Origin of the sequence: Bacillus infantis NRRL B-14911 (genome assembly GCF_000473245.1) — a bacterium.
GTDB lineage: Bacteria > Bacillota > Bacilli > Bacillales > Cytobacillaceae > Bacillus_AB > Bacillus_AB infantis.
In genome coordinates, this window is sequence record NC_022524.1 from 2,127,247 (window position 1) to 2,147,207 (window position 19,961).

General features: G+C 46.8%; 17 protein-coding genes and 1 pseudogene. 12 read left to right on the forward strand and 6 right to left on the reverse strand.

Annotation, left to right across the window (positions count from 1 at the left end; genetic code table 11):
* Window positions 1–41: 41 nt before the first annotated feature.
* Entirely contained in the window at window positions 42–1,247 is a 1,206-nt protein-coding gene (locus tag N288_RS10655; protein WP_009790859.1) for a hypothetical protein, read from the reverse strand.
* Between the two features lie 160 nt (window positions 1,248–1,407).
* Between N288_RS10655 and N288_RS10660 the strand changes: the two genes are divergently transcribed.
* On the forward strand, window positions 1,408–2,643 hold the full coding sequence (locus N288_RS10660; protein ID WP_022543812.1) for a BMQ_0737 family morphogenetic spore coat protein: 1,236 nt from the start codon (window positions 1,408–1,410) through the stop codon (window positions 2,641–2,643).
* 87 nt (window positions 2,644–2,730) lie between these two features.
* Here N288_RS10660 and N288_RS10665 read toward each other — a convergent pair whose 3' ends face one another.
* Window positions 2,731–3,825, reverse strand: coding sequence for a glycosyltransferase family 4 protein (locus tag N288_RS10665; protein ID WP_009790861.1), 1,095 nt, complete (start codon window positions 3,823–3,825; stop codon window positions 2,731–2,733).
* 143 nt (window positions 3,826–3,968) lie between these two features.
* On the opposite strand from N288_RS10665, the gene N288_RS10670 reads away from it, so the two are divergent.
* Window positions 3,969–4,712, forward strand: coding sequence for a glycosyltransferase (locus tag N288_RS10670; RefSeq protein ID WP_009790862.1), 744 nt, complete (start codon window positions 3,969–3,971; stop codon window positions 4,710–4,712).
* A gap of 170 nt (window positions 4,713–4,882) precedes the next feature.
* Here N288_RS10670 and N288_RS24285 read toward each other — a convergent pair whose 3' ends face one another.
* The 4 genes and pseudogenes from N288_RS24285 to N288_RS10690 all read right to left on the reverse strand — a co-directional run bounded on the left by N288_RS24285 (window position 4,883) and on the right by N288_RS10690 (window position 9,797).
* Entirely contained in the window at window positions 4,883–6,523 is a 1,641-nt protein-coding gene (locus N288_RS24285) for a collagen-like protein (RefSeq protein ID WP_022543813.1), read from the reverse strand.
* 332 nt (window positions 6,524–6,855) lie between these two features.
* Window positions 6,856–8,055, reverse strand: a pseudogene (locus N288_RS10680) (collagen-like protein); the annotation flags it as partial.
* A gap of 193 nt (window positions 8,056–8,248) precedes the next feature.
* The gene (locus N288_RS10685; RefSeq protein WP_009790867.1) at window positions 8,249–9,142 is read right to left on the reverse strand and encodes a glycosyltransferase; all 894 of its coding nucleotides are present in this window, start codon (window positions 9,140–9,142) and stop codon (window positions 8,249–8,251) included.
* A gap of 37 nt (window positions 9,143–9,179) precedes the next feature.
* Window positions 9,180–9,797, reverse strand: a complete 618-nt coding sequence (locus N288_RS10690) for a hypothetical protein (RefSeq protein ID WP_009790868.1) — start codon at window positions 9,795–9,797, stop codon at window positions 9,180–9,182.
* A 119-nt stretch (window positions 9,798–9,916) separates the two neighbouring features.
* Here N288_RS10690 and N288_RS10695 point away from each other — a divergent pair, with 119 nt between their 5' ends.
* The 10 genes from N288_RS10695 to N288_RS10745 all read left to right on the forward strand — a co-directional run bounded on the left by N288_RS10695 (window position 9,917) and on the right by N288_RS10745 (window position 19,947).
* On the forward strand, window positions 9,917–11,143 hold the full coding sequence (locus N288_RS10695; RefSeq protein ID WP_009790869.1) for a hypothetical protein: 1,227 nt from the start codon (window positions 9,917–9,919) through the stop codon (window positions 11,141–11,143).
* Window positions 11,144–11,446: 303 nt separating this feature from the next.
* A complete protein-coding gene (locus tag N288_RS10705) occupies window positions 11,447–11,644 on the forward strand; it encodes a hypothetical protein (protein WP_009790871.1) in 198 nt (65 codons plus the stop codon).
* Between the two features lie 498 nt (window positions 11,645–12,142).
* Window positions 12,143–13,111, forward strand: a complete 969-nt coding sequence (locus N288_RS10710) for an NAD(P)H-dependent flavin oxidoreductase (RefSeq protein WP_022543817.1) — start codon at window positions 12,143–12,145, stop codon at window positions 13,109–13,111.
* Between the two features lie 193 nt (window positions 13,112–13,304).
* Window positions 13,305–14,312 (forward strand): ABC transporter substrate-binding protein, encoded by a 1,008-nt coding sequence (locus tag N288_RS10715; protein ID WP_009790873.1) that lies wholly within the window; start codon window positions 13,305–13,307, stop codon window positions 14,310–14,312.
* A 19-nt stretch (window positions 14,313–14,331) separates the two neighbouring features.
* On the forward strand, window positions 14,332–15,354 hold the full coding sequence (locus tag N288_RS10720; protein ID WP_009790874.1) for an ABC transporter permease: 1,023 nt from the start codon (window positions 14,332–14,334) through the stop codon (window positions 15,352–15,354).
* Window positions 15,338–16,132 (forward strand): ABC transporter ATP-binding protein, encoded by a 795-nt coding sequence (locus tag N288_RS10725; RefSeq protein WP_009790875.1) that lies wholly within the window; start codon window positions 15,338–15,340, stop codon window positions 16,130–16,132. Before N288_RS10720 ends, N288_RS10725 begins: the two co-directional genes overlap by 17 nt.
* 162 nt (window positions 16,133–16,294) lie before the next feature.
* The gene (locus N288_RS10730) at window positions 16,295–16,693 is read left to right on the forward strand and encodes a thioesterase family protein (protein WP_009790876.1); all 399 of its coding nucleotides are present in this window, start codon (window positions 16,295–16,297) and stop codon (window positions 16,691–16,693) included.
* A 56-nt stretch (window positions 16,694–16,749) separates the two neighbouring features.
* Window positions 16,750–17,856 (forward strand): Leu/Phe/Val dehydrogenase, encoded by a 1,107-nt coding sequence (locus N288_RS10735; RefSeq protein ID WP_009790877.1) that lies wholly within the window; start codon window positions 16,750–16,752, stop codon window positions 17,854–17,856.
* A 36-nt stretch (window positions 17,857–17,892) separates the two neighbouring features.
* Window positions 17,893–18,951: a pyruvate dehydrogenase (acetyl-transferring) E1 component subunit alpha gene (pdhA, locus tag N288_RS10740; RefSeq protein WP_022543818.1), complete on the forward strand. Its 1,059-nt coding sequence runs from the start codon at window positions 17,893–17,895 to the stop codon at window positions 18,949–18,951.
* Entirely contained in the window at window positions 18,952–19,947 is a 996-nt protein-coding gene (locus N288_RS10745) for an alpha-ketoacid dehydrogenase subunit beta (RefSeq protein WP_009790879.1), read from the forward strand.
* Window positions 19,948–19,961: the final 14 nt, after the last annotated feature.

Sequence of the window (19,961 nt, forward strand, 5' to 3'; positions counted from 1 at the left end):
GTAAATGGTGATAAAAAAGAAAACCTGGCATAAAGCAGGTTTTAAAAGGAAAGAGATATGCTGTTGCTTGAAGCAAAACGATGCTTTCCTTCATTAAAATAAACAAACGCCTGAATAAGAACTGAGGAATCTTCCTCCGGCTCTTTGATTGATAAGTTAAGGGCGTTGAATATACTCGTTTCCCCCGGCAAAATCTCAAGCTGATGGATGCTAGTGATCCAATATTCGCCTTTTGTCTTAACTCTTTCACGCCAATTATCATAAACATATTTCCAGCCTTTGTCTCCGCTGCTTCCTTTGACAGCCATTCCTTCGACCATTTTAGGAGGGAGGATCTGGCCTTGCAATGATATCCCTTTTTCCACAGGGACTTTAAAGCATATCACTGGATCAACGAGACTGGCATTTCCAATATTCTTCATTAGTAGTGCGCCATTTATCATTACTTCCTGAGCGTTATCTCCTGGCCTTGGAAGGAGAAGGGTATAATTCATGGCAATTTCTGCATCTGCCTTCATATCTTCCTGCTTGCCGCTCAGCCGTGATGGGACAGGCTGCAAAGGCTTCTCTGCCGGCTTTTCAGCAGAAGCAGTATGGCCTTTTCCGGTCTGGGGCAGGAGGAACCCTTTGATTAAGGTTTTCAAGACAGGCATGGGCAGGAAAGACCCTTTTTGATTTTGCCCTTTTTGACTGTAGATTGAGTAGCAGACAAATGCCCTGGTCAGGATAAAAGCGAGGTTACTGACTGCCGTCTCTTTTTTTGGCAGCCTGCAGACCATTTTCAAGCGAAGGGGGGAATTGGCTTTTATATACTTCAATTCTCTGAACTGGAAGGGAACAGACCTCTTATTCAGCTCGGATAGAAGAGCATTCTTCACCCGGTCATCCATGTGGCTGGGATGCTCCAGTGATAGCTGGGGAAGCGTTGTATGTTCCTCTTCAATCATATCTAATATAATATGCGGTTTAGCCTTTGCTTCATCATTGCCATTTGTAAAAGTAATGAAGCCCTCTGCCTCCAGGTAATTTCTCAGTTCTTCCACCAGTGCTGTATTTGAAGAGTCTGCCGGAAGGGTCTGGCATATGATGGACTCCGGCATTCTCCCTGGGTTGATATGGAGCTTCCTTTCAGAAACCTCCCATCTGGTGTTATACCCATGTGCTTCGCAAAAAAGCGTGATGCTCATTAATGCTGAAGGAAGAACTTCTCCCAATGATTCCTCTCCCAAAAAAACAGAAATATTCATGGCTGATCCTCCTTTATACCGGCGTTAGTCCAAAATATGAATATATGAAAATAAGCCCAAGATCAGCACACTGAAAAAACAGGCTCGTTGATTAGAACCATTTATCCCAAATATCCATATGATGAATTGAATACACAACCTATTAGAAAGGATGATTTAGTTGAAGCCTCATAAGAGACCCCAACTGACCCCTAATAACGTTCAAGAAGAATGTATTCGGGTTTCCAAGGTATATGACTGGGTATTTGATGCGATTACAACTGATACAGGCATTACCTTGCCGCCCGATTGTGAAGCAGCAGTTGCGCTGGCAGTTGCAGAAGGGAGAACCCCGCTTGATGTAACATGCTGCGTTCCTGATGTAGGAGGATTTTTCCCGCTTGATCCTCCAGACACAGACGGAAATGCTACTTGCACTGTTTCATCCCGTATTGAAAGGCGCAAAATCCCGGTAAACGGCGTCATGACAGACCTGGCTATTGTGAAGGTCATCTTCACTATCAGGCCGCTTGTCACAATCTATGACAGCACAGGAGCTGTGATTTGCAGCTTCCGTCCAACTATCAGTGAATCGCGCCGGCTAGTTGTCTGTGCTCCTGAGCCATTCACAAGCGACAATGTGTTCTGCCGCCTGATTTCTCTGAACTGTGAAACAAACTTCATTGAAACTGGCATTCCTGATGTTGGATTGCAAATTATGCTGGATATTTGCTTCGAAATCCAGGTTGAAGCAGATGTGAAGCTGGAAGTCCTGGCTAAATTCTGCTTCCCGCGTCCAAATGACATCGTCATTCCTCCTGGTGGGGTCTGCCCGCCGTTTGAATGGCCGGAGCAATGCGACTTTTTCCCGCGCGACAACTGTGACTGCCAGGCGTTTGTGGATACAGACCCTATTACAGGTCCAGTTCCTATTGTGTTCAGCCCGATTCTGTTTGCAGAAGATTTGGCTGCAGGGACTTATACAACAGAGCTGAGAGCCGAAATCTGCGACAACTGCCAGCTGACTGGCAGCACACTGCAATGGATCGTGGAGGATTTCGTTGTGCCGACTGGAACTGGTACGCTAGCTGTTGACCAAAGCTTTGTCTTTACAGCAGAAGAATTCAATATGCCAACCTGTTCGACTGTATTGGGAATCACCACATTGACGGTAACTGGTGCAGGTACAATTGTTTTCTCTGATCCAAGCGTGACAGACCGCACTGCTTTGTTCACACTAACTCTGGTCGAAAATATTGGCACTGATCTGGATGCTTACTCTATCACTCTTACTGATATCGCTGGAGCTCCGCTGGTGACATTTGCAGGTGCAGGTACTGGTTTTGTGCCAGATGAAGACTTGATCATCCAGGATTGCGTAACCTTCCCGAATCTATTGGGCGGCCAGCCTCTATAATTCTTGGTTATAGTTTCGAAAGAAGGGGAAACCCTTCTTTTTTTCTGTTTTATTTCCTTTCAAGATGAGATTTCTTATGAGGTGAAGCTATTTCATTTGTTTCAATTCAGTGATCATATTTAAAAAGTGGGCAGCGTACTCCCCGGGCGAAAAATTCTGCTGGATATGCTGTGATGCCCTTTGCCTGATTGCTTCCCGGAGTGAAGAATTTGCAATCAGATCGTGCCCTTCTTTGACGGCTTGCTGGATATTGCCCAGCGTGAAAAACTTTCCTGTTACATTATGGATGATAAAATGCCTGACCCCATCTGAATCTGTGGAAATAACAGGGCATCTGCATACCATTGCTTCTAATACAGCATAGCCGAATCCTTCTACTTTGGAGGTTGAACAGAGAAAACCTCCTGAATCTCCAATCATGGAATAATGGTCAGCCATCCGGTCATGCGGAAGGTTGGCAAATACAGTCAAGTGGGACTGGAGGTTCAGCTGCTTAATGACTGTTTCGAACGCTTTTCTCTGGTCCGGCGGGGCAAGGGTGCTGTCCTCGAACATCCAAAGCCGTATAGAAGGGTTCTTCCTGATCAGTTTAGCTCCGATCATAAGGAAGTCTCTCCAATTCTTGTTTTCTTCGAGTCTTCCAACCCAGCCTATAATGGGGTTGGGCTTTTTCGGAAGGTGCCTGTAATGAAAGTCCCTGGAGTTAAAGCAGTTGTGAAATGAATACTTTTTCTTGGCAGGAAAATAGGTTTCAAACGCTTTGATCAGATGAGGTGTTTTTGGATAAAGGATTGCATCACAATAAGGATTTATGATCGGCAGTGCATTTGCTTTGACGAACTTTTCTGCATAGTCCTTATCATGGCCGATGCCCTGGCTTTCAAATATCAGGATCCCTCCATAGCCCAGCGACCGGAGGCGCTGAAGCATAGCAAGGTCAGAACCGACAACGATTGCATCATAATTGCCTTTTTGAAGGATTTCTTTTATGCCTAAATCGGTATTGGTCACATATAAAGTGGCATCCGTCTTGTTCTGCAGTCCTGTACCGCTTTGACTGTAGAGGAAATGGCAGTTGATACCTACCTGGCTGAGGGCATATAGTCTCTGCCTGTTTAATGTTTCAACGCCTCCGCTGGGTATATAAAAGGTAAAGAGAACATTCAGTTCCTGACCACTCATTATAATTTCTCACCCCATTCCTGTTAATGTATACAGCATCACTTAGACACCTTTTTGAAACCATAAACTATAATGTTAGAAGGTCTTGCGGAAACCTTTCTCCACAATGGAATTTCAGATTAAGTATAAGAAGGGGGAACCAAATGGCGCTCTCAAGTTCCGATTCAAACCCAAGTGATCTTGTCTCCATCATTATTCCATTCTATAACTGCAGCTATATTGGCAATAGCATCGCCAGTGCATTGCAGCAAACCTATAATAATATTGAAATAATCGTAGTAGATGATGGCTCCACAGCTCATTTTCAATCAGTAAAGCCATTTCTAAGCCAAATTGTCTATGTAAAGAAGACAAATGGAGGGACGGCGTCTGCATTAAATAAGGGGTTTAAAATAGCAAAAGGCAATTATATGGTATGGCTGAGTTCTGATGATATAATGCTTCCAGATAAAATCGAAAAGCAGCTTAAGTTTATGAAAAAAGAGAAGGCCGTATTTTCTTTTACTGATTATAAACTCATCAATGATAAAAATGAAAACCTGACTGCTTCCGGCATCCTTAGCAGCTACAGCAGGGAATCAATCCTGGATGGACTGAAAACAAACTGCACAATCAATGGATCAACTATCATGATGAAGAGGGATCTGTTCGCAAGTGTTGGCGTTTTCGACCCTTCATACAGGTATGCCCATGACTATGAATACTGGATTAGGGCTTATTTGAAGCATGACCTTGCTTTTCTTAAAGAGCCTCTTACCTTTTATCGAATCCATAACCGGATGGGGACAAAAAAGCATTTACGAAAAATCAGTGAGGAAACGGATCGAATACAAAAACAGTATGGTCATTTTTTAAATAATTTCCATGGATGGAAAAGGGCAAAATGACTGTTCCTCCTTAAGCTTATGGCGGGCATCGCCTGGCCTATTACTGTAAACATGTTCTGGAATCTTTTCATCATTGAAATTAGACATGTGAAAGCAAAATAGTAAAATGTGCTGCCAGGTTATTGTGTCACCAGCCTGGCAGTATTTTGCAATATTTTCCTTAAGCTTTATTAGGTTCCGTTGAACAAAACAAGTTTCGTACCAGTTACAGAAGACCCGGAGTTGACGAAATAGTAGTTTGAAGCTCCGTCTAATGTCAGATTTCCGGTCCAGGTAATCGTACCGAACTGGCTGCCGAAGATGCCGATTGGCGGAACATCCGTTGCAGGATTGGCTGTTACATTCCCGCCGATAAACGAGTTAAGGATATTACTGTAGACGGCTATCTGTATCGTGCTGTCTGAGCGGCTGTCCACCATGCGCTGAAGCCTCAGGCCATTGTGGATGACGGTTCCTGCAAACCAGCTGTTGTAGACGTAAGTGTTCAGCTGGCCCATATGGCCGGATTGGACGACATTTCCGTTGATTTTAGCATTATGAAGCTGAAATTCAATCGTTGTGAATGGATCTCCGACTGCTACGTTCTGAAACGTTACATTTCCGCTGATTATGGCGCCATTTGTGTAATTTGTATGTGTGCTGACGGAGGTACCGTTGTTAAAGGTGCCTATTACAGTTACAGGGCGGGCATCAAATGCAGGGCCTTGCATCAAGTAAACATCCTCTGCAGCCTGGCTCGTTTGGATTGTCACATTTCTCGGTGTTGAAGACCCAAAGTTTGCCAGATCGGCGTTCCCGAGCACCCATGGTCCAAGCCCCAACAGCTGGACATGCCGTGCCGGCGGAATCGTAATATCTTCATCAAATACAGAATTGGCTGCAATCAGAATAACCAGCCTTGCACGCATCCCGAATGTGACTGCCAAAGCACTGCTTGTGGCAGCTGTAATGGCGGCCTGCAGAGAGTTGAATGGATTGAGAGGGGAGCCGTCGCCTGGTCCAGGTGCACTGGAGTCTGCCCAGAATACGGTTTCTTCTCCCCATAGGAAGTCGCTTGGACCTTGAGGACCTTGTTCGCCTTGCGGGCCAGTAGAGCCTGTAGTTCCTTGAGGACCCTGAGGACCTTGAGCCCCTTGTTCTCCAGTGCCCTGAGGACCTTGTTCGCCTTGAGGACCTTGAACCCCTGTATTGCCTTGAGAACCTTGGACGCCTTGGGGGCCTTGAGCGCCAGTGGCGCCGGTACTGCCCTGAGGACCTTGAGCACCGGTGGCGCCAGTGCTGCCTTGAGGGCCTTGAGCGCCAGTGGCACCAGTACTGCCCTGAGGGCCTTGAGTGCCAGTGGCGCCAGTACTGCCTTGGGGGCCTTGAGCGCCAGTGGCGCCAGTGCTGCCTTGAGGACCTTGATCACCGGTAGCCCCAGTGCTGCCTTGAGGGCCCTGAGGCCCTTGCACCCCTTGGTTAGATCCGAGAAGCTCGTCTGATACTACACGATGTGCAGCAACAAGCTGTCCTGCCACATCTCTGCCCCAGACAGAAATTTGAGTACTGGCTTCAGCTGGGCCGCTGGTTGTGAATACAAATTCAAATGCATCAAAATTAGCGGTAAGGTTTCTGGTGATAACCTGGTTTGGTCCGATATTGATGTTTTCAAGTGCATATAATATCCTGGTGCCATTCAGCCTGTATCCCTGAAGCAGTACTGTCGAAGCGTTTACTGAATCCCTGTTATCTATCTTAATATTTACTGTCCTTGTTAGCCTGTTGCCGCCTACAGGTATATTGGAAATAGGTCCAGTAGATAAAACAGCCATAAGTTGTCCTCCTTTGCTAATTGATTTTAGAGATGAAATTCTAGTAAACTCTTTCATTCTCATATTTATTTTATTATTGTTTCTGACCAATGCTTGTGAGTTTGTCCATCCGATGTAGCTGATTTTAAGATCCGTAGCAGAAAGATATAAGCAGGAAGAATATGCACTGCGTATTTTTATTGCTGGGTTTTTCGTTCAGTTCAGAAACATAAAAAAGCCTGCCGGCTCAGTAAATTGAACCTGCAGGCAGTTTTCAATAATAGAAGGAATAGATTCTAAAACTTCTTGCCAATCAGGCCACTGTTTGGCCTTGAAGATCCAGGAGGGCCTTAGGCTCCAGTTTCTCCCTGAGGACCTTGCTCCCCTTGAGGACCTTGCTCCCCTTGAGGACCTTGCTCTCCTTGAGGGCCAGTTGCGCCTTGAGCGCCAGTGGCTCCCTGAGGACCTTGCTCTCCTTGAGGGCCAGTTGCGCCTTGAGCGCCAGTTTCTCCCTGAGGACCTTGCTCTCCTTGCGGGCCAGTTGCGCCTTGAGCGCCAGTGACTCCCTGAGGACCTTGCTCTCCTTGCGGGCCAGTTGCGCCTTGAGCGCCAGTTTCTCCCTGAGGACCTTGCTCTCCTTGCGGGCCAGTTGCGCCTTGAGCGCCAGTGACTCCCTGAGGACCTTGCTCTCCTTGAGGGCCAGTTGCGCCTTGAGCGCCAGTGGCCCCCTGAGGACCTTGCTCTCCTTGAGGGCCAGTTGCGCCTTGAGCGCCAGTGACTCCCTGAGGACCTTGCTCTCCTTGCGGGCCAGTTGCGCCTTGAGCGCCAGTGGCTCCCTGAGGACCTTGCTCTCCTTGCGGGCCAGTTGCGCCTTGAGCTCCAGTAGATCCTTGAGGACCCTGTGAACCTTGAACACCAGTGGCTCCCTGAGGACCTTGAGCGCCTTGCGCCCCCGTTACTCCAGTCGGGCCCTGTGAACCTTGAGCGCCAGTGGCTCCTTGAGGACCTTGAGCGCCTTGAGCCCCCGTTGTTCCAGTCGGACCCTGTGAACCTTGAGCCCCAGTAGTACCTTGAGGGCCTTGAGCGCCATTTGCTCCAGTGACTCCCTGAGGACCTTGAGACCCCTGTGCACCAGTCGCACCGGTTGGCCCTTGAGCACCTTGAATGCCACTAGGACCTTGAGGACCTTGAGCGCCTTGATCTGATCCTAATAGTTCATCAGAAACGATGCGGTGTGCAGCTACCAATCCTCCAGCAGCATCACGGCCCCAAACAGAAACCTGAATATCCTCTTCCGCAGCTCCTCCAGTTGTGAACACAAATTCAAAGCTGTCGAAATTTGCAAAGTAGTTTCTTGTTATGACAGAGTTTGCCGGAACGTTCAACAGTTCAGAGACATACAGAGTTCGCGATCCATTCAGCTGATAACCCTGAATTAAAATTGTGCCTGGGCTTGCTCCATTCCTATTGTCAATTTTAACTGTGACCGTCCTTGTTTGCCTTGAACCGCTTACTGCGGGATTAAGAATTGGGCCGGTTGACAATATTGCCATATAATAACCTCCCTTCAACGTGAGTCCAAGTCAATACGATTATGACAAGCTATCGTATTTCTCTATATAATATTTTGGAGCAAAAGTTTTGTCAGTGAGTTTGTCCCTGTACTGTTGCGGATTTTATTAAAATTCTATTGGCAGAGCAGACAAAAATGCCGCCCCGGAATCATTCCCGGAAAGCGGCAGAGAACTAGAAATCTATTTTGAATTTGGCAAAAAACCAGTCATCATCATACCTTCGCCTTGCAAGATAAGCCTGCTTCTTTTCCAGTGCACCTTGCGCAAGCACTTTTCTCTCAATTTCTTTTTCATTCCCATTGATCAGCATTTTTCTGGTTTTGTAGATTCTTGCAGGGCTGAAGTGAAGGTAAGCCAGCCTGAGCAAATTATAAAAATATTCATCAAGTTCAACTCTATAAGGCTGTACCTTCCTGAATAAGTGAAGCACTTTAGCTTTTGGCTGAACATGGCATTTATACCCGAACAGCCAAAGCTTGATTGAAATCTCCACATCCTCATATCCCCAAACTGGAAACCCAGTCTCAAAACCTCCCGCTTCCTCAAAGACCGATCGATTGATGGCAAAGCATCCTCCCGGCAGGATGGCAGTCTCAAAAAGATCGTCCTGTTTGACATTCCAGTGTGTCCGGATCTTTGAAGATCTCTCATTTACCCATAATGTCTGGCCATAGCCGGTGAAATGGGGGTTGCCGATGGCCCCGATGGCAGGTGTGACGGCATCGGTCAGGCCTGTTAGAAGAGGCTCGATCAGCAGGTCCAGCCAATAGTCTTCAAACTCCAGATGGGCATCACAGAAGACGAGCACTTGTCCTTTTGCAAGCTTGGCTCCTTCATTCCTCGCATTGGCTGCTCCGACACCGTCTGTCGTGATGAGACTGATGTTTTTATCCAAATAATCAGCTTTCAAAAAGTCACAGCATTGATCAGTTGAACGATCATCGACAATTATCAATTCATAAGGCTGGCGAATCGGGGCCGAGAAGAATGATTCCAGCGTTTTTTTTACATTTTCGCCTTCGTTTTTCACGGGGAAGATGATAGAAGCAAGTGCAGTTTCAGTCAATTTACTCACTCTCCTTTAAGGCTGATTGCAATATCATTCAAAAAACCGGGAAGACCCTTTTTTCAGCTTCTTCAAGCGTTATCTGTCCAGCCAAATAGCTGCAAATGAGCGAATAATTGAAATGAATGCTGAATAAGTTCCTGTCCAGCGAATGGGCAGCAGCTTTAAGATGGATATAAGGAGGGAGAATATAGGCGGTGATTGTCTTCGGGCTTTCTGCCAATTTCTTCGTATCGCCCTGGGCAATGATGAATTTCCTTGAAATAGGCGGATAAGACAGCAGAATGATATCTTTGTTTTCAGCATCTGCGGGGAATTTTTCTATATCTGATTTCCGGCTGAGCTTTTCTGCCAGATCCTCAGGCAAGGCGGTCTTCTGTATCTGCTCTCTTTCTATCAAGTACAGGAGTTTCGGGATATTCCATTTGATCTGATAATATTCCGCATTATTTAACGGAATTTCTGCCATTACCATTTCATCCTCATTTACTATATAAGGGGCTTCATTCCCGGAATCGAGTTTATTCTTATAATACAGCAGTGTCTTTTTTAGATCTTTCGGAGGCTTGTTGACAAGGCTGAACCCGTTTCTTACTACAAGCTGTTCCATATAATCCACAGTCAGAAAGCGGTCAAGCAGAAAGCTTTTTTTCAATTAGATCACCCCTGCATATACATATTGCCGATCATTCTTTTCGTGCCTGTATCGTGTAACGGAGAAGTAAAATTCACATATAGATAAATAAGATAAATGCCTCAGAAGGAGGGGATGCAATGAAAAAGGATGCAGGTCAATCAGCACCGGAAGAAATTGAAGATCTGGAGTCATGGGAGCCGGAAAGCATTTTCAATTTTTTGGATACCTCCAGGCATAATTTAAACAGCATAAAGAAATCTCTGCTCTTTTACAATGGGAAAACAAAAGAACTTCTGTCAGACATCGCGATATTAGAGCAGGAGACAGCTGCGGTTCCGGCCCCGGCAATAGACCGGCCAGAACAAGAAGAAGAGGAAGCAGTTTCCGGCCAAGAGAATGACTTCAGGGCAAATGAGCTGCTTAAAGACATTTTAATAAAAATCAATCAGATCCAGGCGGAAAATCAAGAACTCAGGCGGGATATGAAAAAGAAAAACCAAACCATTAATGAATATGCCCGGCAGAGAATGGATATGTACAATCAAATTTCAAACCTCGAGTTTTTATTGACTTCCTCCGCGCAGAAAAACCAGGAGCTGGAGAAAGAGCTCAGACAAAGGGAATGGGAGTATAAAAGGAAGCTGAAGGAGACTGGAAAATTTGAGGACGATATGGCCATCAAGCTGGAGGAAGAAACACAAAAGCTTTCCAGCCTCGCCTTAAAGGCAGGTGAACTGACCGGCAGTAAATATCACGAAGACAGAAGAAACATTCTCATGCATCTCCAGTCCAGCCTGGCAGGGATGATGACTATGAGGGAAGCACAAACCAAATGGTTCGGAGAAATGAAAGGCACCTTTCAACATATAACAGAAAAATGGGTGACTGATGGATTCACATTGCCTACTCCAGAAGAGCAAGACGTGAATACTATAAAAAGAGGGAGCTGGATACATTTGCTAAGGTCTTGGTGGAATAATGAAAGTCAGACGCAAAGTTTAGCAAAGCTTGAGGAGCTTCAGGATAAAATCAAGGAACTGCATTCTCTTTTAAGCTCATATGAAAATCTGCTAAGCGATATGAACGGGCATTTTGAGCGTTATGAAGAAAATGAAGTGCAATATACAAGCGAAATGAAAGAGCTGAAAGAACAGATCCGCGATTTCATCAAAAGGGATGAAGAATACCTTCAGAAAACGAAAGAGCTGGAGGCCGAACTTGCCGATTATAAAGAACAGAACTTGAAGCTTGGCGGCAAAGTGAAAGAAATGGAGCAGCGTGATAAAGAACTCAAGACCAAAGTGGAAACCATGAAAAAGAGATCTGCAGGCAAAATCCAGCAGGCAAAAAATGCCGCTTCCTAAAGGCAGGACCAGGATAAAATGCATCCGCGGCAAAACCAGAATTCAATGGGAAATTCCCAGAGAAGCACAGCAATGATGATGCCGCCAAGAAAGCCCGAATCCTCAAAAGATCAGACAGCAGAAATGGCTGAGGCACTTATCAGAAGGGCCAGGGACAAAGCAAGGAATGATAAAAATCAGAACCAGGACAACAAGATGGAGCTGATCCAAAAATATTATCCCCAAGCAAAATCCCAATCAAGTGTTTTCAATCCATTTAAAAATTGATCATCATCCGGGTAAAATAATCAGGGAGTGAGAGAAATGGAACAGGCCAGAAAATTCTATGAAAGCTTCAAAAAAGGAAAGAAGTTTCCTGCCGGAAAGATTACCGGCGAAGCCAAAAAGAAAAATTTGCTGGAAAATAAAAACCAGCTGCTTCCCAGCGGGGACAGCACAACATATGTCTCAGGCGCTGCCGGCGGTAAACGCCCGCGCCGCAGAACCTGCTGCGGCCGTTAGACTGATTAATCATTTGTCCTTCCTGCTTCAAACACCAGCATCACAGCCACAGGAATAATAAGCTGTCTATAGGGCAGAAAGAAGCTGCAGCATTATAAGGATAGACTCAGACAGAGCGGACCCGCTTCTGGTCTTTCTATCTGCGATATGAATATAAGCATAGATCCCTTCTGGAAAAAAACTTTGCGCTGACCAGCACACTAGTACAGTTATAGCCAAAAATAAAGTTTCACATAAAATAGAGTTAGTGACAGATCCTTTCTAATATAAGAATAAGTTGTGTAAAAGAGCGTATAAGAAAGGCTCCTGGATACGGGAAATCCAGGAGTCTTTTTCGTGTCTTGATTCAGGAGACAGTACCGATATGCTTTACCTTTCAAAACAGAGCCCCTTAAGCGTACAGATTATATGAGTTTATGGAACGTACCTTGCGGTTTTGTTTATATTATGTTAATTTTCAAAATAGTGTAACACTATTTTTACGGAAGGGGTAATCTATTGAATAGGTTGACGGAGATTTTAAAAATCAAGTATCCGATCATACAAGGAGGCATGGGAAATATCAGCAGCAGCCGGCTTGCAGCCGCGGTTTCCAATGCCGGAGGGCTTGGCACCATAGGGATAGGGACTATGCTCCCTAAAGAAATTGAAGCTAAGCTGCTTGCGCTGAGGAACCTGACAAGCAGGCCATTCGCTGTCAATATTCCCATCACCGTGTCCCCTTTTGCGGAAGAGGCAATGGAGCTTGCTGAAAAATACGGCGCAGCAGCTGTATCGCTTTCAGCTGGAAATCCCGCACCATATATAAGCCGGCTGAAGTCTAAAGGAATCAAAACCATTGCTGTCACTGCATCGGTCAGACAGGCTGAAAAGGCGGAAGCTTCAGGAGCGGACATTATTTCTGCTGAAGGCTATGAAGCAGCAGGCATCAATTCCAGGCTGGAAACGACAACGCTTTCTCTTATCCCCCAGATCTGCAGCAGGGTCAACATTCCGGTGGCGGCAGCAGGCGGGATCAGCGATGGAAGAGGAATGGCTTCTGTATTCATGCTAGGTGCAAGCGGCGTGCAGATCGGCACGCGCCTCATCGCAGTCAAAGAGGCACCTTTCCACGAAAATTACAAAAATGCTCTGCTTGATGCCAGCGATGCAAGCACGATCATAGTCGGCAGAAGTGCAGGGCAGATCCGAAGAATACTGCATACAGAGTATGCTGATTTTCTGCTTCAGAAAGAAACAGAAAATCCTTCTGAATACAGCTTATTTACTAATGAAGATTATCATAAAAAAGGAGCTCTTGAAGGAGATGGGGTGAGAGGGTTCATGAATGCCGGGCAGACCGCCGGGCTTATTGCAGATATTCCGGCGGTTGCCGATCTGTTTAAGCGGATGATGGAAGAGGCGGAAGAAGCTATCGAAAAAACAGCAGGCCAGTTTAAAGTTTTCAGTAAAGCCCGGCAGCAATAAGTAAGATGAAGATTAATAGTTTTAATTAACTAAATCTTTAGAATATTATTGACATATTTTAAAACCAGGTGATAATATAACGGTGTAAAAACGCTGATGAGATAATTTATCATATTTTATGTAAGCGATTACATAAATGCAGCAGAAGAGAGAGTCAGTGTGAGATGCCAATAATTTTGCAAGGGGGATTGTCATGAAAAAATCGATCAAAGCTGCTTTTTTACTGTTGGCAGGAAGCCTGCTCCTGTCTGGCTGCGGGAGCGATGAGGCTACAGGCGGTAATAGCAAAAATGGGGACAAGAAGATTTATCAGATCGGATTGACTCAATTTGCCGAGCATCCTTCACTGGATGCAGCAACTGAAGGCTTCAAAAAGGCGCTAGAGGAAGCAGGCTTCAAAGAAGGCGATAATGTTGAATATGACTTCCAGAATGCCCAGGCAGATATGAATAACACACAGACCATTGCCAATAATTTCGCGGGTGACCAGGTGGACCTCATTTTTGCCAATGCCACGCCAAGTGCGGTCAGTGCATTGAATGCGACAAAGGATATTCCCATTGTATTTACCTCAGTAACAGATCCTGTCGGTGCCGGGCTTGTGAAGTCATTTGATGAACCGGGCGATAATATCACCGGCACGACAGATAATCATCCTGATGCTACAGGAAAAACGATTGATTTCATGACAAAGGAAGCAGGTGCCAGGAAGATTGGCGTCATCTTTAACGCCGGAGAGCAGAACTCTGAAGTACAGGTTGAGAAAGTCAAAGAACTGGCAGAAAAAAATGGGGCCGATGTGGTAGAGGCGTCCGTCTCCACTTCCGCAGAAGTCAAGCAGGCTGCAGAGTCTTTAGTAGGAAGGGCAGATGCCATCTATGTCCCGACAGACAATACGGTCGTTTCCGCACTTGAATCGGTCATAGCTGTAGCACAAAGCAAAAAAATCCCTCTTTTTGTGGGTGAGCTCGATTCCCTTAAGCGGGGCGGGGTAGCGGCAAGCGGGTTTGATTACTTCGAGATTGGCTATCAGACTGGCAAAATGGCCGCAGACATCCTCAAGGGAGATAAGAAGCCAAGTGAAATCCCGGTAGGACTGCCTGAAAATATCAAACTCGTGTTCAATCCAAAAGCTGCGGAAGAACAAGGACTTGAGATCAAGGAAGAATGGAAGGATCTAGCCGAGTTTTATGAAGAATAGCGAAGGGCGTGGTCTTTAGATGTTTACAGCAATCTTCGGAGCATTTGAGTCAGGCATCATCTATAGTATCATGGCGCTCGGTGTCTATCTTTCTTTCAGGGTGCTGGATTTTCCGGATCTTACAGTGGACGGCAGCTTTGTGACGGGTGCTGCCGTTGCAGCAACCCTGATCGTAAGCGGCGTCAATCCTTTTATCGCTACAGCTGCTGCCCTTATAGCAGGGTTTGCCGCCGGCTGCCTTACCGGAATCCTGCACGCTTATGGAAAAATAAACAGCCTGCTGTCCGGCATCCTGATGATGATCGCTTTGTATTCCATTAATTTAAGGATCATGGGAAAGTCCAATGTACCTCTTCTCAATACAGAGACAGCCATGACTGGCATCAGGGATGCATGGGATAAAACAGGGATCGATCCCATGCTGAATGGCATTCTTGCAGCCGTAGGGCTGGGGGACAGCCTTCCAAGGACATGGGGGATCCTCATAATGATGCTGTTAACTGCATTTGCCATTAAGCTTCTGGCGGATCAGTTCCTGAAAACGGAGATAGGCCTTGCTTTAAGGGCAACCGGCGACAATAAAAGGATGATCAGAAGCCTCTCAGCAGATACAAATCTGATGGTCATACTCGGCCTGGGGCTGTCTAACAGCCTTGTCGCTTTCTCTGGCGCATTGATTGCCCAGCAGGGTGGATTTGCTGATGTCGGGATGGGCATCGGGATGATCATAATCGGATTGGCATCGGTCATCATCGGGGAAGCTATATTTGGCACAAAAACCATAGCAAGGACAACTCTTGCCGTAATTGGCGGAGCAATCATCTACAGGATCGTCGTCACACTTGCCCTGCGTGTAGATTTCCTTGAACCGGGGGACATGAAGCTCATTACAGCGGTCATTGTCATCATTGCTCTGATCATGCCTAAAACACTTGATCGGATAAGGGAAGGAAGAAGAAAGGCCAAGAGGCTTCGCACTCAGCCCGGTGAAGGCTATCTTTCCGGAGAAAGGGAGGAGGATCAGCGTGCTGCAGCTAAATAATATCAGCAAAATCTTCAATGAAGGGACGCCTGATGAGAAAAATGCTCTTGACAGTGTGAGCCTTTCTTTAACTGCGGGCGATTTTGTCACTGTCATCGGTTCAAATGGGGCGGGGAAGTCGACACTGATGAATATCATTTCAGGCGTCATGATTCCAGATGCAGGAAGCGTGCTGATTAATGGTAAAAATGTGGCGATGATGCCTGAGCATAAAAGGTCATTTCTGATCGGGAGGGTTTTTCAGGATCCAATGGCAGGAACGGCCCCAAGCATGACGATAGAAGAAAATCTGGCTATGGCCTATTCCCGCAATAAAGGCAGGACTTTTAAAAGGGGCGTCACTAAAAAGCGGAGGGAAAATTTCAGGGAAGTCCTTGAGGCCCTTCATCTCGGTCTTGAAAATAGGCTGAATGCCAAGGTTGGACTGTTATCCGGAGGTGAAAGGCAGGCTTTATCCCTGCTTATGGCCACCTTCACAGAGCCTTCCATCCTCCTGCTTGATGAACACACTGCGGCCCTTGATCCTGCCAGGGCCGAGCTGATCACCCGCCTCACAAAGGAGATTGTCAGCAATTACAAGCTGACTACCATCATGGTCACCCATAATATGCAGCAGGCTTTGGATCTCGGGAATCGGCTTATCATGATGGATAAAGGACAAATCATCCTGGAGATTGAAGAAGATAAAAAGAATAAATTAGGGATTGAAGATTTGCTCAGCGAGTTCCAGCGAATCCGCGGCCGGCAGCTGGCAAGCGACAGGGCTCTTCTCTCGTAGATGAATGAAGGAAAAGGATTAAGGAGGCAGCACTATGCCTTATGTTAATCCTTTTTCTTTTGCTGGATGATTTAAGAAAATTTGTAATTGATTGACTATTCGTTTGTCATAATGTTATTATAACGTTAAAAATACGTCATACATATTTGAGGGTGTTGTTCAGTGAAGCCGGGTTTAAAAGAAGGAGCGGCTGCATCCATCCATCTGACAGTCGGATCCGAGATGTTTGCGCAATTCGGGGGTCAGATTGTCCACCAGCTCTTTTCCACAGCCAGCATGGTCTATTATATGGAGTGGGCATCAAGAAAAGTAATCCTCCCATTTTTAGAAGAGAGCGAAGAAGGGATGGGGAACGCAGTCTCAGTCAAGCATCTTGCTCCTGCTGCTGAGGGGAGCTTATTAAAAGTCACTGCGGAAGTCGTCAGTCTTGAACGAAATCTGATTTTTACCTCAGTCAAGGCTTTCCATGGGGATACAGTGATCGGCAAAGGGCAGGTCACCCAGGCGATCCTTCCGCGGAGCAAGATTAAAAGATTTACAGAGAAGATCCGGTTGGACTAAAGCTTTTATGCATCATTAAATGAAAGCGCTAACATATAGAGGAGGATTGAGAGACGATGGATATGTTTGATACGATCCGTGAGCATGAACAGGTGGTGTTCTGCAACGACGAAGCAACAGGCCTTAAGGCGATCATTGCGATCCACAGCACAAGGCTTGGCCCGGCGCTGGGCGGCTGCAGGATGTTTCCCTATCCTTCTGCAGATGCAGCACTTGAAGATGTCCTGCGTCTGTCCAAGGGAATGACTTATAAGTGCGCTGCAGCAGATGTTGACTTTGGCGGAGGGAAAGCGGTGATCATCGGCGATCCTTCAAAGGATAAGACACCCGAGCTTTTCAGGGCATTCGGCCAATTCGTTGAATCGTTGAATGGAAGGTTCTACACAGGCACAGATATGGGAACCACTCCTGAAGACTTTGTCCACGCCATGAAGGAAACCAATTGCATTGTAGGTGCTGACGAAGAATATGGGGGAAGCGGGGACTCTTCTGTTCCGACTGCCCAAGGGGTGATTTATGGGCTTAAAGCCACAAACCAGGTTCTTTATGGGACATCGGACCTTGGCGGACGGTCCTACAGCATCCAGGGGCTCGGCAAGGTAGGGTTTAAAGTGGCTGAAAAGCTGCTGGAGGAAGGCGCTGATCTTTATGTTGCTGATATCAATGAAGAAGCCATCAATGAGCTGATGGCAAAGGCGGGAAAAATGGGAGCGGGCCTCAAAGCGGTCAGCAGTGAAGAAATTTACCGTGCAGATGCTGATGTCTTTGTCCCCTGTGCTCTGGGAGGCATCCTCAACGATGAAAGTATAGAACAGCTCCGGGTCAGGGCGGTTGCCGGGTCGGCGAATAATCAGCTGCTTGAATTCAGGCATGGCGGCATGCTCCAGCAAAAAGGAATTCTTTATGCACCGGACTATATTGTGAATGCCGGCGGACTTATCCAGGTGGCAGATGAACTGTATTCCCCTAATAAAGAAAGGGTCCTCCGGAAAACGAAGGCGATATATAGTGCGCTGCTTAATGTGTACGACTATTCGGCAGCTGAAGGGATCACAACCATTGAGGCTGCCAACCAGTTCTGCGAGCAGAGGATTGAAGCGAGAACCAGGAGGAACAGCTTTTTTTCCCATATGAAACGGCCGAAATGGGCAGTCCGGACATAACTGTATGCCAATGACTTTACTGAAAAGGGTGATAGGATGGAGAGCCAATTTCCAGTCAATAGGATGATTGATGAAAACGGAAACGAGGTATCCGGTACCTCAGGGTTTGACACAGAGCTGGCTCTGGAGTTCTACAGGCAGCTTGTCCGGATCAGGGTCTTTGACCGGAAAGCGGTCAGCCTGCAGCGCCAGGGAAGGATAGGGACGTATGCTCCGTTTGAAGGCCAGGAAGCTGCCCAGATAGGGAGCGCGATGGCGCTCGAAGAATCGGATTGGATGTTCCCTACCTATCGGGACCATGGAGCAGCTTTGGCTTTCGGGCATTCAATGAGAAACGTGCTGCTATTCTGGAACGGACGAAATGAAGGATGCATTCCCCCTGAAGGAAAGAATATCTTTCCTCCTGGAATTCCGATCGCCACCCAGATCCCACATGCAGCCGGGGCGGCATATGCGGAAAAACGAAAAGGAACGAAAAAAGCTGCCATTGTCTATTTTGGAGACGGGGCCACTTCTGAAGGGGATTTTCATGAGGGCCTCAATTTTGCCAGCATCGTTAAGGCACCTGTGGTGTTTTTCAATCAAAACAACCAATATGCGATTTCCGTCCCGCTGTCAAAGCAAATGAATACCAAAACTATTGCGCAAAAAAGCCTTGCCTATGACATTCCTGGTGTCCGGGTTGATGGGAACGATGTATTTGCTGTATATCGTGAGACCAAAAAGGCGCTGGAGAGGGCAAGGGAAGGCGGCGGTCCGACCTTAATCGAGGCGGTGACATGGAGATATGGTGCCCATACGACCGCCGATGATCCCGCCAAATACAGGGATCAGCAGGAAAGCAGCGTTCTAAGAGGAAAAATCGATCCGATTCTTAGAATGGAACGCTGGCTGAAGAATAAAGATCTGTACGATGAGAACTGGGCAAAGAGAGCAGAATCGGAAGCAGCTGCAGAAATTGATTTGGCTATTGCAGAGATGGAAGCATACCCGCCTGCCGATCCGGCTGATATTTTTGATCATGTGTTTGCAGAGCTGATATGGCCGCTAAAAGAGCAAAAGGAAAAATACCTTAGCCAGCTTGGGGGTGCTTAGATGGAAACAGCAGTCAAGACCAGCACCATGACGCTTGTACAGTCAGTAAATGAAGCATTGGACATCATGCTGGCGGAAAATGATGAAGTTCTGGTGCTCGGGGAGGATATCGGGAAAAATGGAGGGGTGTTCCGCGCGACCGAAGGCCTGCAGGAAAAATACGGTGAAGAGCGGGTCATGGATACCCCGCTGAGTGAAGCGGGATTCATCGGTGCAAGCATCGGGATGGCCGTCAATGGATTCAGGCCTGTGGCGGAAATCCAGTTTCTTGGCTTTATTTATCCTGCCTTTGAGCAGATCATGACACATGCCTCCCGGCTCCGAATGAGGACGATGGGACATTATACCGTCCCGCTTGTGATAAGGGCCCCATATGGTGCAGGAGTAAGAGCACCGGAAATCCATTGTGACAGTACTGAAGCCCTTTTTACCCATATGCCGGGCATTAAGGTAGTCTGCCCGTCCAATCCGGCTGATGCAAAAGGGCTCTTGATTGCCGCCATTGAGGATCCTGACCCTGTCCTGTTTCTAGAACCGATGAAAAGCTATCGGTCACTGCGGGCAGAGGTGCCGGAGGGAAAGTATGCCGTAGAGATAGGCAAAGGGAGTAAATTAATGGATGGAGATGATGTGACGGTCATCGCCTGGGGCGCTATGGTGCCGATTGCCATGAAGGCTGCTGAGGAAATGAAGAGAAAAGGTATTTCATGTGATGTTCTAGACCTCCGCACCTTGTATCCTCTGGATAAGGATATCATCTCTGCCTCGGTGCAGAAAACGGGGCGCACCGTCATTGTCCAGGAGGCTCATGCATCAACCTCTGTTGGCAATGATGTTCTGGCCATTATCAATGATACCTCCTTCTTATATCAGAAAGCACCGGCTGAACTGGTTGCAGGCTTTGATGCACCTGTTCCCTATTTCGGTTTTGAAGACCATTATCTGCCGACGGCTGAACGAGTCTGCCGTGCGATTGAAAAGGTCTGGACGTTCTAAGCAATCAACTGAGC

Bases quoted from the DNA above. Each gene is read 5' to 3' on its own strand.
- N288_RS10655 (WP_009790859.1), bottom strand. From the start codon at position 1,247: ATGAATATTTCTGTTTTTTTGGGAGAGGAATCATTGGGAGAAGTTCTT.
- N288_RS10665 (WP_009790861.1), bottom strand. From the start codon at position 3,825: ATGAGTGGTCAGGAACTGAATGTTCTCTTTACCTTTTATATACCCAGC.
- N288_RS10670 (WP_009790862.1), top strand. From the start codon at position 3,969: ATGGCGCTCTCAAGTTCCGATTCAAACCCAAGTGATCTTGTCTCCATC.
- N288_RS24285 (WP_022543813.1), bottom strand. From the start codon at position 6,523: ATGGCTGTTTTATCTACTGGACCTATTTCCAATATACCTGTAGGCGGC.
- N288_RS10695 (WP_009790869.1), top strand. From the start codon at position 9,917: ATGAAAAAGGATGCAGGTCAATCAGCACCGGAAGAAATTGAAGATCTG.
- N288_RS10705 (WP_009790871.1), top strand. From the start codon at position 11,447: ATGGAACAGGCCAGAAAATTCTATGAAAGCTTCAAAAAAGGAAAGAAG.
- N288_RS10715 (WP_009790873.1), top strand. From the start codon at position 13,305: ATGAAAAAATCGATCAAAGCTGCTTTTTTACTGTTGGCAGGAAGCCTG.
- N288_RS10720 (WP_009790874.1), top strand. From the start codon at position 14,332: ATGTTTACAGCAATCTTCGGAGCATTTGAGTCAGGCATCATCTATAGT.
- N288_RS10735 (WP_009790877.1), top strand. From the start codon at position 16,750: ATGGATATGTTTGATACGATCCGTGAGCATGAACAGGTGGTGTTCTGC.
- pdhA (WP_022543818.1), top strand. From the start codon at position 17,893: ATGGAGAGCCAATTTCCAGTCAATAGGATGATTGATGAAAACGGAAAC.
- N288_RS10745 (WP_009790879.1), top strand. From the start codon at position 18,952: ATGGAAACAGCAGTCAAGACCAGCACCATGACGCTTGTACAGTCAGTA.